At 63.7% G+C, this 12,878-nt stretch carries 9 protein-coding genes; 4 read left to right on the top strand and 5 right to left on the bottom strand.

Going from position 1 to position 12,878, the window contains the following annotated elements:
- Positions 1–75: 75 nt before the first annotated feature.
- Positions 76–3,102, bottom strand: a complete 3,027-nt coding sequence (locus tag O8I58_RS07590) for a TonB-dependent receptor (protein ID WP_298321952.1) — start codon at positions 3,100–3,102, stop codon at positions 76–78.
- Positions 3,103–3,587: 485 nt separating this feature from the next.
- Here O8I58_RS07590 and O8I58_RS07585 point away from each other — a divergent pair, with 485 nt between their 5' ends.
- Positions 3,588–4,259, top strand: coding sequence for an ion channel (locus O8I58_RS07585; RefSeq protein ID WP_298321950.1), 672 nt, complete (start codon positions 3,588–3,590; stop codon positions 4,257–4,259).
- A gap of 198 nt (positions 4,260–4,457) precedes the next feature.
- Here O8I58_RS07585 and ppa read toward each other — a convergent pair whose 3' ends face one another.
- From ppa to O8I58_RS07570, 3 genes are all read right to left on the bottom strand, one after another.
- A complete protein-coding gene (gene ppa, locus O8I58_RS07580) occupies positions 4,458–4,997 on the bottom strand; it encodes an inorganic diphosphatase (protein WP_298321948.1) in 540 nt (179 codons plus the stop codon).
- Between the two features lie 121 nt (positions 4,998–5,118).
- Positions 5,119–7,167, bottom strand: coding sequence for a sodium-translocating pyrophosphatase (locus O8I58_RS07575; RefSeq protein WP_298321946.1), 2,049 nt, complete (start codon positions 7,165–7,167; stop codon positions 5,119–5,121).
- A gap of 216 nt (positions 7,168–7,383) precedes the next feature.
- On the bottom strand, positions 7,384–8,574 hold the full coding sequence (locus O8I58_RS07570; RefSeq protein WP_298321944.1) for a GumK N-terminal domain-containing glycosyltransferase: 1,191 nt from the start codon (positions 8,572–8,574) through the stop codon (positions 7,384–7,386).
- Between the two features lie 223 nt (positions 8,575–8,797).
- Between O8I58_RS07570 and O8I58_RS07565 the strand changes: the two genes are divergently transcribed.
- On the top strand, positions 8,798–9,310 hold the full coding sequence (locus O8I58_RS07565) for a hypothetical protein (RefSeq protein ID WP_298321942.1): 513 nt from the start codon (positions 8,798–8,800) through the stop codon (positions 9,308–9,310).
- Between the two features lie 51 nt (positions 9,311–9,361).
- Here the strand turns inward: O8I58_RS07565 and O8I58_RS07560 are convergent, their stop codons facing one another.
- Entirely contained in the window at positions 9,362–10,618 is a 1,257-nt protein-coding gene (locus O8I58_RS07560; protein ID WP_298321940.1) for a 6-phosphofructokinase, read from the bottom strand.
- Positions 10,619–10,752: 134 nt separating this feature from the next.
- Between O8I58_RS07560 and O8I58_RS07555 the strand changes: the two genes are divergently transcribed.
- Both O8I58_RS07555 and mpl read left to right on the top strand, forming a co-directional pair.
- A complete protein-coding gene (locus O8I58_RS07555) occupies positions 10,753–11,325 on the top strand; it encodes an adenylate kinase (RefSeq protein ID WP_298321938.1) in 573 nt (190 codons plus the stop codon).
- A gap of 164 nt (positions 11,326–11,489) precedes the next feature.
- Complete coding sequence (gene mpl, locus O8I58_RS07550) at positions 11,490–12,851, top strand: UDP-N-acetylmuramate:L-alanyl-gamma-D-glutamyl-meso-diaminopimelate ligase (RefSeq protein WP_298321937.1); 1,362 nt, start codon at positions 11,490–11,492, stop codon at positions 12,849–12,851.
- The last annotated feature ends 27 nt before the right edge of the window (positions 12,852–12,878 follow it).

The following is a 12,878-nucleotide window of genomic DNA, read 5'->3' as shown; positions in this document are numbered from 1 at the left end:
GGCAAAGAACCCCGCCATTGCTGGCGGGGTTCTTCTTCTACATCCGGCTCGAACAGACGCCTTTGAGGTCACCGCTTAGAAGTCGTACTGCACCTGCAGGCGGACGTAGCGCGGATCAGTGAAGTACTTGCCAACCTTGTAGTTGTAGTAGTTGGTGACCGTGCCGGCCGAGTTCTGCGTGTACTTGGTTTCATACACCTGCAGGGGCTTGACCGAATTAAACGCGTTGATGATCGACAGCTGTGCGCTCAGGCCCGGCAGCCAGGATGGCGTGTAGTTCAGGTTCGGGCTGAAAGTCGCCGTCCAAGGTGTGCGGCCTGCGCTGCCCAGATTAGCGATATCGTCGGTACCTGCGTTGCACGTGTGGAACACGCCCGAATAACCATACTTGGTCCCGAAGCTGCCATAACCGCCACCCAGGCAGCTAATCGGTGCACCAGATTGAACGAGCAGGTTTGCACCCACGGACCACTGATCGGTGAATTTATAACCGCCATAGAGCTTGAAGCTGTGGCGATGATCATTGAACAGGTAGCCGTCGGCGCCATACATGATTTCCTTGAAATCAAAGTCTGACGTCGTGCCGGTGTCATCCTGACCGTTAGTGCTCTTGACCAGGCCTTCGTAGTTGCCGTTGAGCTTGGCCCAGGTGTAGCTGGCGCTGACGTACCACTTGTCTGTTGCCTTGTCGGCGCTCAGGGTCATGGCCTTGTAGTAACGCTTTGCCTTCGGCCCCAGGTCGCTGCCGTCGACATGGATGTTGTCCAGCGTGCCGTTGCCATCCACATCCATGGTGATGTTGAGATCTTCTCCCGGGTTGTAGAGGTAGCAGCCGGGCAGATTGCCTGGAACCTCCCATTCGCTGTCCCAGTTCGACAGCGTCAACCCTTGAGCAGTGGCCGCGTTATAGACGGCCCGTGCATCGCAGGTGTCATCGATGACGTTGTTGATGCGGCGATAGGTCCCCTTGATGCCCACGGTCCAGTTATCCAGGAACGCGATGTCCGAGGAGAACTGATGCTGGTAGCCAAGGATGGCTTCGTCCTGCGTGTATGGCTTCAGGCCACTGGAGGCGACGGCTTTCGGATCAGGAGTCGTGCCGTTTTCACCGTTCGAGATGGTGTCTGCGGAGCCATTCAAATAAGAGACGGGATTGATTGGCTTGCCTGAAACAGGGTCGATACTGTCGTAGGTGTAGAAGGTGTCCGTGTAGTAGGACGCACTGGCGGCACGCAGCGCAACGTTGGCGGCGATCGGCAGGGAGTAACGGCCCAGCGAGCCGTAGAGTTTGTCGCGGCCGTTACCCAGGATGTCCCAGGCAAAGCCCAGGCGCGGCTGCCAGATGTTGTCCTGCTTGACGAAGCTCACGCCATCGGTGTTCTTGTTGTCGAACGAGTCGTTGCGGATGCCGCCGTACAACATGAAGTTGTCGGTGATCTGCCAGTGATCGTCGATGTACCAGGACTTCTGGTCGATTTCGACCTTGCCGCCGGTGCGGTACGTGTACAGGTCGACGTACGGCACACCATCGTCATCGGTGTCATACGTGTAGTAGCCACCACTCGAATACGCGCTACCTGCTTTGGATTTCCAGCGCTCATCGCTGTAGCCAAAGCCGACCTTGTGATCACCCAGCTGCCAGTCGAAATCCAGACGGGTTGCCTTACGCTCGTTCGAACCACCCTTCATGTTGATGGAGGACTGGCTGACGGCGCAGCCCAGATAGCCGCCGACATCGTAGGAGTAGACGACCGGGCAGTCGCCGATCGGGCCATTGATGTCACCGCTGTAATAGCTCTGGGTGCCATCCGGCGAAACCAGGAACTCGGAGCTCTGATTCCGCATCTGGCCGTACTGCAGGGATGCAGTCAGGTTGTCGGTCAGGTTGCTGGTCCATTTGAAGACGTCGGTCTGGCCGCCGCTCTTGCCGACGAGCTGGCCCAGGTACTTGGTCTTGTGCGCTTCCGAACCCGCGGCAACGCCGTCGTAGGCGCCGTTGTAGTAGTCGTAGGTGTAGCGGCGGCTATTGTCGAAACCGGTGTATTCGAAGTGGTTCCAGTCGTTCAGATACCAGTCCAGCTTGACGAGCCAGTAAGGCGTCTTGGACTCGTAGTCCTGTGCCGTGGTGGAGACCGAGGTCTTGCTGGTTCCGCTGCGAGCGGCATAGCTGGTGGAGTTCGACTGACTGAACTGGCCTAGCGCGTAGATGAACAGCTTGTCCTTGATCAGCGGACCACCAATCCATGCCGTGGTCACGTTCGAGGAGCTGTAGTTGTTCTCGTAAGAGCGGGCAGTCTGCCCATCGCCACGGGTCGTGTCCGGAATATTCTCGCGCAGTGAATCGGGCGCACCGGTCCAGCTAACGCCGCCCTTCCACTCGTTGGTGCCGTGCTTGACGTTGACGCTGGTCACGCCACCGGTCGAGAAGCCGTACTGGGCGCCATAGCCGCCGGTTTGCACGTCCAGCTGGTCGATGGCCTGGAACGGCACTTCCGAGAACGACAGGCTGTCGTAGAGGTTGGTGATGTTGAAACCGCTGACGTAGTAGCTGTTTTCAGCAGCCGACGCGCCACCGAAGGACGCCGGGCCGAAGTAGCCGCTGGCTGCCACGGTTCCGGGTGTCAGCAGCGAGACGCTGGTGATGTCACGTCCGACCGGCAGGCTGTTGAGCTGGTCAGCAGTGAAGGTAGTGCGTGACTCGACGCTGGACAGGTCGATCGCATTGAGGTTGGTGCCAGTTACCACGACGCGGTCTAGGCTGGTCGCATCGGCATCGCCGAAGCTGGCGGTGCTTGTCTGGCCGGCAATGACGGTGACATTACGCGTCGACTTTTCGCCGCTGGCATTCGTGAGTGTCAGCGTGTACGCGCCAGTTGGCAGTGACGCGGCACGAAAGCGCCCTGATGCATCGACGGTCACCTGACGTGTGACGCCTGAACTGATGCTGGTCACTTGAATCGTCTCGCCCTGCGCGACCGGTGCTGTACCGGTGATGTCGCCGGAGGTGCTCTGTGCGAAGGCGCTGCCGTGCGCGAGGGCTGCGCCCAGCACGAGGGCCAGAGCGGTGCGTCGCAGGGGACGCGAGGTGTGGCGGTGGCTCATGTGTGTATTCCCGATTGAGGCAAATAAGTCAACGACGCACGAAACGTGCGCCGAAGGACCGCAGGTTCTGCAATAGAAGCGGCCCGCGTAACGCATGCGAAACAGCGAGCGAACGAGAAATTAACGACACATTCCTGCCGTAAATTTGCAAAAAATGATGTCGTGAAACATATTTGCCATCAAAAGACATAAATGAATTTTTATGAAACAAATTTCAGTTAAAAATGTGACAAAAATCAATTAATGGAAATTTTTTGAAAAAAATCACATGAAAGTTGTTGGCGCAATGCCCCATAAGTCATGGCATGAAATGGGGTCTGGTGCCATTCATGTCGTGCCGTATTGACGCATTCGCGCAATTTCCGTCATGAGGCGGCATTGATCGGCACTCGAAATCCGGCTTGCCAATGCCGGGGTGGGGCGCAGACGGTTGGCATGCAGTGCTCGGCCGTACCATCGCCGCTTGTCGCCCTCCAGTCGCAACCATGACGCCCTCGCTGAAACTGCTCCGTCGCCACCCTTCTGCCATGCTGCTGGTGGTCCAGTTGCTGGGCGTGGTGCTGTATCCCTTGGTGGAGGACACGGCAACCGGCCGTGCGCTGCTGGGGGCGTTCGGGATCGTGGTGCTCTCGCTTGCCTTGTGGGTGGTCAACCGCGGTCCGTCGGCGAACTGGATTGCCTGGCTGCTCGCGGTGCCGTCGGTGGTGTGCTCACTGGCCGGAACGGTGCAGCACATTGGCGGACTGGTGATCTTCGCCCAGGCGCTGGAGTGCCTGCTGTACTTCTACACGGCGGCCAGCCTGACGGCCTACATGCTGGAAGACCATCGGGTCACAAGTGACGAGCTGTTTGCCGCCGGTGCAACCTTCACGTTGCTGGCGTGGGCATTTGCGTTCGCGTTTTCGGTCTGCCAGCAGTGGTATCCGGGCAGCTTCGGTGCCAGCGGCGAAGCTGCTGCGCCGCGCAGTTGGATGGAACTGCTCTATCTGAGTTTCAGCGTGCTGTCGGCAGTGGGTCTGAGCGATATCGTGCCGGTGCAGCCGCCGGCGCGCGCGCTGGTGATGCTGGAGCAGTTTGCCGGGGTGATGTACATCGCGCTGGTGGTGTCGCGTCTGATCGGACTGACCATCCTGCGCGCGCAGCGGCCGAAGGAGTGAATCAGCGTTTTCCCTGCACGCTGCATCCGTGCGGGAGGCGGGCGGCTGCTTTGTCCTGCGCCTGATGCGCCCCGCTTGTGCCGCATGACATCCGGCGGTTCTGGCCGGGCGGAGCACGGGAGGCCGATCCTGGATGCGGCCTGATCAATAGAAAAAGGCGCCGTGAGGCGCCTTTTTCATCAAGCATGAAGCGAAGACTTACTTGTGGCCCTGCTGCGCATCGCGCTCGATGGCTTCCAGCAGGATCTTCTTGGCCTCTTCGGCGCCGCCCCACCCATCGAGCTTGACCCACTTGCCCTTTTCCAGGTCTTTGTAGTGCTCGAAGAAGTGGCCGATACGCTCCAGCCAGTGGCCACTGACCTGGGCGATGTCATTGATGTGCGAGTAGCCGCTGAACACCTTGTCCACCGGCACGGCCAGCAGCTTCTCGTCACTGCCGGCTTCGTCGCTCATGCGCAGCACACCGACCGGGCGGCAACGGATGACCGAACCGGGCACCAGCGGCAGCGGCAGTACGACCAGCACGTCGGCCGGGTCGCCGTCACCGCACAGCGTGTGCGGCACGTAGCCGTAGTTGCAGGGGTAGCGCATGGGCGTGGAGAGGATGCGGTCGACGAAGATCGCGCCGGATTCCTTGTCCACTTCGTACTTCACCGGCTCGGAATCCTTGGGGATTTCGATGATGACGTTGATCTCATCCGGCGGATTCTTGCCGGTGGGGACGCTGCCAAGGCCCATGTACTGCTCCAGTGTGAGGTTTGGTCGATAGTGGGCGGCATTCTAGCGCAGGGCTGTTGCAACGCAGCAGTGACGGTGGGCCGGAAGCCGCCCGGTAGGCGGTTCCGGCCTGTGTTCCCGTTCAGCCAACGCCTGCCGCCGGCAGCAGCGGCACCAGCAGCAGCGCCACGATATTGATGATCTTGATCAGTGGGTTGATGGCTGGGCCCGCGGTGTCCTTGTAGGGATCGCCGACCGTATCGCCGGTCACCGCAGCCTTGTGCGCCTCGCTGCCCTTGCCGCCGAAGTGGCCGTCCTCGATGTACTTCTTGGCGTTGTCCCAGGCACCGCCGCCGGTGGTCATGGAGATGGCCACGAACAGCCCGGTCACGATCGTGCCGATCAGCAGCCCGCCCAACGCCTGTGCGCCCAGCAGCAGGCCGACCACGACCGGGACGGCCACGGGCAGCAGCGAGGGTACGATCATTTCGCGGATGGCGGCGCGGGTCAGCAGGTCCACGGCGGTGTGGTACTGCGGTTTGCCGCTGCCATCCATGATTCCGGTGATCTCGTGGAACTGGCGACGGACTTCTTCAACGACCGCGCCCGCCGCGCGCCCGACCGCTTCCATCGCCATCGCGCCGAACAGGTAGGGAATCAGGCCGCCGATCAGCAGGCCGATGATGACCCGGTGGTCGGACAGGTCGAAGGTGTAGATCGAGCCGGGGTGCGCGGTCGCCAGGTTGTGGGTGTAGTCGGCGAACAGCACCAGCGCAGCCAGCGCGGCCGAGCCGATGGCATAGCCCTTGGTGACGGCCTTGGTGGTATTGCCGACGGCATCCAGTGGATCGGTCACCGCGCGCACGTCCGACGGCAGTTCGGCCATCTCGGCGATGCCGCCGGCGTTGTCAGTGATCGGGCCGTAAGCATCCAGCGCGACGATCATGCCGGCCATCGACAGCATCGCGGTGGCGGCGATCGCGATGCCGTATAGCCCGCCGAGTGCATGTGCCCCCCAGATCGCGGCGCAGACCGCGATCACCGGCATCGCGGTGGATTTCATCGACACGCCCAGGCCCGCGATGATGTTGGTGCCGTGGCCGGTAGTCGATGCGGATGCGACATGCTGCACCGGCTTGTATTGAGTGCCGGTGTAGTACTCGGTGATCCACACGATCACCCCGGTGAGCACCAGCCCGATCAGTGCGCAGCCGTACAGCGGCATCGCACCGACGGCCGCATCGCGCATGAGTGAGGTGGTGACCGGATAGAAGGCGATGGCCGCCAGCACGGCCGAGACGATCACGCCCTTGTAGAGTGCACCCATGATCGAGCCGCCGGGTTTCACCCGCACGAACAGTGCGCCGATGATCGAGGCGATGATCGACACCCCGCCCAGCACCAGCGGGTAGAGGACGGCGTTCGGTCCTGCTTCTGCAGCCATCAGGCCGCCGAGCAGCATGGTGGCGATCACGGTGACCGCATAGGTTTCGAACAGGTCGGCGGCCATGCCTGCGCAGTCGCCAACGTTGTCGCCGACGTTATCGGCGATCACGGCCGGGTTGCGCGGGTCGTCTTCGGGAATGCCGGCTTCGACCTTGCCCACCAGGTCCGCACCGACGTCTGCACCCTTGGTGAAGATGCCACCACCCAGCCGCGCGAAGATCGAGATCAGCGACGAGCCAAACGCCAGCCCGACCAGGGCATGCAATGCCGCTTCGCCACTCAACCCCATGTGGTGGGTCAGCACGGCCCAGTAACCGGCCACGCCCAGCAGGCCCAGGCCGACCACCAGCATGCCGGTGATGGCGCCACCGCGGAATGCGACATCCATTGCCGCGCTGATGCCGTGGCGTGCGGCTTCTGCGGTGCGCACGTTGGCGCGCACCGAGACATTCATGCCGATGTATCCGGCTGCACCCGACAACACGGCGCCCAATGCGAAGCCGATCGCCGTGGGCCAGTTGAGGAACACCCCGACCAGCACGAACAGCACTATGCCCACGATGCCGATCGTCAGATACTGACGGTTGAGGTAAGCGCGTGCGCCTTCCTGGATGGCGGCTGCGATTTCCTGCATGCGCGCGTTGCCGGCCGGGCGTGACAATACCCACCGCGATGAAACGATGCCGTACGCGATCGCAACCGCCGCGCACACCAATGCCAGCTCAAGACCGTAGTGTTCCAGCATGACCCCTCCCAAGGCTGATGGACTGCAACCACCAGCCGGAAGCGGCGGTGGCGCGTTTGGCATTGGCCGCGCGGTGCGCGCTGCGTGCCGGCCTTGAGTGTAGGCCGGTCCAGTCGGGGGTCATGACGCAGTGCCGCGGACGCGCAGCAGGCAACGCTTGCGGGACGCGCCAGGGGATGAGGTTTCCAGGGCGCATTCCGCACGAGACGCAGGGGGTCAGGCGCCGGCGGGCATGCCCATGTCGGCTGCAAGTACGGATGTCGCCAACGTCGCCGTAGATGATGCCCCTGCGGTGTCGCTCAACACCGTCTGTGATGCGTTGCCGTGGGCCAGCATCAATTGTGTCACGTCATCCCAATCCAGCACCTGGTTGTTGTCGATACTGCTCCGGTCGTAGGTCAGCGCACGTCGCAGGGCAGCCACGATGGAGTCCGGCATGCCCGGGACGTAAGCCGACATGTGCGTGCTGCGCGCGGCGAAGTCAGGTGCCACGATCGGCAGCCGGCAGTAGGTGTACTGGGTCATCTTCATGCTCGACTGACTCAGATAGTCGGCATTGATGGCGGGCCGGTATGGGGCCACGCCCGCGTCGGCATGCTGGATGTAGGGCACGATCGTGGCAAACGGCACTTCGCCATGGGTGACCACGTTGGGCAGTACCTCATCGATGCACGCTTTCTTGCCGAACAGGTGGAAGGTCACCGACGGCTCGGCCTTGGCCATGGTTGTGATTGCATCGGCGTCGAACAGCATGTCGCCCACGTTGACCACGTTGCAGGTGCCGACCGGATAGGGCGACGCGGTGTGTTCGTCGAACAGGGCCTTGTCCAGGCCGTGCGGGATGTAGCGCACGTTGCGGGCGGTGGGGTAGTCGGCCACCATCACCTCGGCAGGCACGCGCACCAGATCGAAGTAGGGCAGGGCGGTGCGCTCGGCTTCCAGGATGATCGGGTGGTAGTTCAACGTGGCGATGCGGTCGCACACGCTGTAGATGAAGCGTGCCCGGGGAAACTTGCGCGCCAGCGTCGGCACCAGGCACAGGCCTGCGCCGTTTTCCACGATGAAGACGTCGGCATCGGCGATCCCGTCCAACAGCTTGCGCGACAGCAGCATGGGATACAGCGCGAACAGTGGCTTGCTCAACGTGTTCAGCACGGACTTGCCCAGTGACATCGGGTGGAACAGCGGGCGCCATAGGTGCTTGCGGACCTGCGGCGCCACGTCTCGCCACACATTGAACGGCCCCTGGAACTGGCGTCCCTGGCGCTTGAGCATGGTCAGCGGGCTTATGCCGACGGTGACGAAATCGACCCTGTCCCCGCGGCGTGCGAGCACGTCGGTCCAGAAGTGAAAATCCACCTTGCGGGCCGAGGTGGCCTCGTGCACGGTCAGCATGACGATCTTCATGGGGCGCATTCCTGGAAAAGCCTGGGGGATGCCGATGGGTCGCGCTCCTCGCGCGGGGAGCTGCAGGACGTCGGCTTTTTCCTAGGAACGCAGCCGGCATGGGATGCCGGTCACGCCCGCTGGTTGAGCCCGCGATGGGGCATGCGCCGAAGAGCAGCGCCCGACCGCGCGTTCAGGGACGCCATGGCAGCCTCCGGCGAACTTTCCAGTTGTGGAGCCGCTCATGCCATCCATCCATTTCCGCCTGGCCATCCTGTCGCTCGCGCTGTCGCCGCTGGCGGCCGCGGCCCAGGAAACGCCCGAGATCCAGCGCCCGGTCGGGACCGCCCAGGCCGATGGCGCGCTGCACACGCTGCGGCAGATTCCCGAAGCCTGCGCCCGGATGGAGGGTAAGTTCACCGGCGATCCGGCCAAGCCCTACGATATGACCGTGATGCGCACCAGTCCAAACTGCCAGGCGCGCGCGGTGTTCATGGATTACGCCAAGGTCCAGCCCAGTGCCGCCAGGGGCTGGAAGCTCAACGACATCATCAAGGTGCCCTCGGCCAGCTGCAGCGGCCAGCAGGCTGTAGTCCATGTCTGGCGCAAGCCGGCCGGACAGGCGCTCAAGCTGGACGGCCAGGACCGCGCCCGCATCTACCTGGAAGACGCCAAGCAGCAGGCCGCGGCCGGCAAGCTGGCTGCATTGCCGGCCTACGCCGCGGTACTGGAAGTGGAAGGCAAGGCCTGCCGCTGAGCGGGTTGATGGATGGCGGCGTGTGCCACATCCGCCATCCAGGTCGCGGACTCAGTCTTCCCAGGCCGGCAGCTGCTTCTTGACTGCCACGTTCTTCAGCGTCACGTATTTGGGCAGGCCGTCGTTGCCGTAGGGCAGAGGTGCTTCGCCCTTGATCAGCGGGGCCAGGTATTTGCGTGCATTGGCGGTGATGCCGAAGCCGTCCTTGCGGATGAAGCTGGCGGGCATGGTCTTCTCGTGGTTGGCGACCTTGGACAGCGGCGCCGGTTCGATCTTCCAGCGATACGGTGCATTGGACGTGCGCACGATCACCGGCATCACCGCGTTCATGCCTTTCAATGCGTATTGCACGGCAGCCTTGCCCACGGCCTGCGCCTGCAGCCAGTCGTTCTTCGAGGCGATGTGCCGGGCCGAACGCTGCAGGTAATCGGGCAGCGCCCAGTGGACCTTGTGGCCCAGTGTGCCCTTGACCTGGCCGGCCAGATACGAGGCCACGCCGCCCAGCTGTGCATGGCCGAAGGCATCCTTGGCGCCGCCGGCATCGGCGACGAAGCTGCCATCGGCGGTACGGATGCCTTCGCTGGCCACCACCACGCAGTAGCCGACCTTTTTCACAACCTTGTCGACCTGGGCCAGGAAGCTGGCTTCGTCGTAGGGGCGCTCGGGGAACAGGATGATGTGCGGTGCATCGTCAGGCGTAGCGCCTGCCAGCCCTGCCGCCGCGGCCAGCCAGCCGGCATGGCGGCCCATGGCCTCGTAGACGAACACCTTGGTCGAAGTCTCGGCCATCGCGGCCACGTCCAGCGCGGCTTCGCGCACCGACACGGCGGTGTACTTGGCAGCCGAGCCGAAGCCCGGGCAGGTGTCGGTCACCGCCAGGTCGTTGTCGATGGTCTTGGGCACGCCCACGCAGGTCAGCGGATAGCCGAAGGCCTGCGCAAGCTGCGAGACCTTCCAGGCCGTGTCGGCCGAATCGTTGCCGCCGTTGTAGAGGAACCAGCGCACGTTGTGCGCTTTCAGGACGTCGAGCAGGCGCGCATAGCGGGCGCGGTCGGCATCCAGCGATTTCAGCTTGACCCGGCATGAACCGAAGGCCCCGCCTGGGGTATGGGCCAGGGCCGCAATCGCGGCGGCGGATTCCCTGGAGGTGTCGATCAGCTCCTCGCGCAGGGCGCCCAGGATGCCGTTGCGAGCCGCCAGGACCTTGATCCTGCGGCGCCGGGCTTCGGTGATCACGCCCGAGGCGGTGGCGTTGATGACGGCGGTGACGCCGCCGGACTGGGCATATAGAAGAGTGGATTCCACCATCGTCTCGCCTTGGGGTCTGAACCGGATGGGGTAAGCTTCCCATATCGATGCGAGGACCGTGTTGGCGCCGCCCGCAGGCTGGCAGCCCGGTCTCGCTCCCCCGATTTCCTCATTGAATGTTTTGGAGCGACACGATGCGACTGGTACTTCTGGGACCGCCCGGCTCGGGCAAGGGCACGCAGGCCACCCGCTTGAAGGACTTCCTGAAAGTCCCGCACATTTCCACCGGTGACCTGCTGCGTGCCGAAGTGGCCGCCGGCACCGAGCTTGGCAAGCAGGCCAAGGCGGTGATGGATGCCGGCAACCTGGTGTCCGACGACATCCTGCTGGGCATGCTGGAATCGCGCCTGGCCCAGGCCGACGTGGCCAACGGCTTCATCCTGGATGGTTACCCGCGCAACCTGGCCCAGGCCGACGCGCTGGGCCAGCTGCTGGCGCGTATCGGCCAGCCCTTTGACGCCGCCGTGCAGCTGGAAGTGCCGACTGAACTGCTGGTCGAGCGCATCGCCGGCCGCGCCCAGGCCGAAGGCCGCGCCGACGACAACCCGGAATCGGTTCGCAAGCGCCTGCAGGTCTACACCGACAGCACCGCGCCGGTGATCGGCTTCTACAAGGAACAGGGTCGCCTGACCGTGGTCGACGGCGTGGGCGAGCTGGACGAGGTCACCCAGCGCCTGACCGACGCCCTGGCGCCTGCCAAGGCCTGAATGCCTGTTCCGCGATGAAGAAAAAGGCGCCCGCAAGGCGCCTTTTTCATGCATGCCTCCCTGTGCGCCACCCTTCGGGCGGCTGTGTCGTGGGAAACGGCCGTCCTGCCGTTCTTTCATGGGCGAAGGTCGTGCCGGTCGGCGTGATCGGCGACAATCGCGCCATGAGCAAACTGCATATCCTGGGCATCGCCGGCACCTTCATGGGTGGCGTGGCGGCCCTGGCCCGCGAGCTGGGCCACACTGTCGAAGGCAGCGACCAGGCCATCTACCCGCCCATGTCCACCCAGCTTGAGCAGCTGGGCATCGACCTGGCGCAGGGCTACCTGCCGCAGAACATCTCGGCCGACTGCGACACCGTGGTGGTGGGCAACGCGTTGTCGCGCGGCAATCCGGCGGTGGAGGCGGTACTCAACGACGGTCGCCACTACACATCGGGTGCGCAGTGGTTGAGCGAAGCGGTGCTACCGGGGCGCACCACGCTGGCCGTGGCCGGCACCCACGGCAAGACCACCACCACGACCATCCTGACCTATCTGCTGGAAGCGGCCGGGCGCACGCCAGGCTTTTTGATCGGCGGCGTGGCCGAGGATTTCGGGGTTTCCGCCCGGTTAGGCCGGGGTGCCGAGTTCGTGGTCGAGGCCGATGAATACGACACGGCGTTCTTCGACAAGCGCAGCAAGTTCGTGCACTACCGCCCGACGGTGGCGATCCTTAACAATCTTGAGTACGACCACGCCGACATCTTCCCGGACGTGGCCGCGATCCAGCGCCAGTTCCATCATCTGGTCCGCACCGTGCCGGGTAATGGCCGGTTGATCGTCAATGGCGCCGATCCGCGCCTGGAACAAGTGCTGGCGATGGGCTGCTGGACGCCGGTGGAGCGCTTCGGTTTCGATGCGTCACTGGACTGGAGTGCGCGCCTGATCGCCGCCGATGGCAGCGCGTTTGCCGTACTGAAAAGCGGCGTGGAGATCGGCGAAGTGCACTGGCCGCTGTTGGGCAGGCACAACGTGCTGAACGGACTTGCAGCGCTGGCCGCGGCCAATGCGGTGGGCGTGGACATCGCCACCGTGCTGCCGGCGCTGGCGCAGTTCCGCAGCGTCAAGCGCCGACTGGAAGTGATCGGCACGCATGACGGCATCACCGTGTACGACGACTTCGCCCATCACCCCACCGCCATTGCGACCACGCTCGAGGGGCTGCGCGCGAAGGTTGGCGATGCGCGGATCGTGGTGGCGATGGAGCCGCGCAGCAATTCGATGCGTCTGGGTGCGCACGCCGACGCATTGGCGCCGTCACTCGATGGCGCGGACGCGGTGGTGTTCCTGCATCGCCCGGAGCTGGCGTGGGATGCGGGCAAGGTGATTGCGCAGGTGCGTGGTGATGCGCGCGCCGTGCCCGACACCGATGCGCTGATCGAAGCGCTGCGTGGCCTGGTGCGGGCGGGCGACCAGGTGGTCTTCATGTCCAATGGCGGGTTCGATGGCGCGCCGCGCCGTTTCCTGGCCACGCTGCGGGCCTGACCTTTCCGTCCAGGCGATGTGCAGGCC

The sequence above is a fragment of the Pseudoxanthomonas sp. genome, from assembly GCF_027498035.1.
GTDB lineage: Bacteria > Pseudomonadota > Gammaproteobacteria > Xanthomonadales > Xanthomonadaceae > Pseudoxanthomonas_A.
Note: the sequence above shows the minus strand (reverse complement) of the source record. Positions and strands in the feature narration are given on the sequence as shown.

Excerpts from the sequence above, each read along its gene's own strand:
- O8I58_RS07590 (WP_298321952.1), bottom strand. The coding sequence starts at position 3,102 with ATGAGCCACCGCCACACCTCGCGTCCCCTGCGACGCACCGCTCTGGCC.
- O8I58_RS07560 (WP_298321940.1), bottom strand. The coding sequence starts at position 10,618 with ATGGTGGAATCCACTCTTCTATATGCCCAGTCCGGCGGCGTCACCGCC.
- O8I58_RS07565 (WP_298321942.1), top strand. The coding sequence starts at position 8,798 with ATGCCATCCATCCATTTCCGCCTGGCCATCCTGTCGCTCGCGCTGTCG.
- O8I58_RS07555 (WP_298321938.1), top strand. The coding sequence starts at position 10,753 with ATGCGACTGGTACTTCTGGGACCGCCCGGCTCGGGCAAGGGCACGCAG.
- mpl (WP_298321937.1), top strand. The coding sequence starts at position 11,490 with ATGAGCAAACTGCATATCCTGGGCATCGCCGGCACCTTCATGGGTGGC.
- O8I58_RS07585 (WP_298321950.1), top strand. The coding sequence starts at position 3,588 with ATGACGCCCTCGCTGAAACTGCTCCGTCGCCACCCTTCTGCCATGCTG.
- O8I58_RS07575 (WP_298321946.1), bottom strand. The coding sequence starts at position 7,167 with ATGCTGGAACACTACGGTCTTGAGCTGGCATTGGTGTGCGCGGCGGTT.
- O8I58_RS07570 (WP_298321944.1), bottom strand. The coding sequence starts at position 8,574 with ATGAAGATCGTCATGCTGACCGTGCACGAGGCCACCTCGGCCCGCAAG.
- ppa (WP_298321948.1), bottom strand. The coding sequence starts at position 4,997 with ATGGGCCTTGGCAGCGTCCCCACCGGCAAGAATCCGCCGGATGAGATC.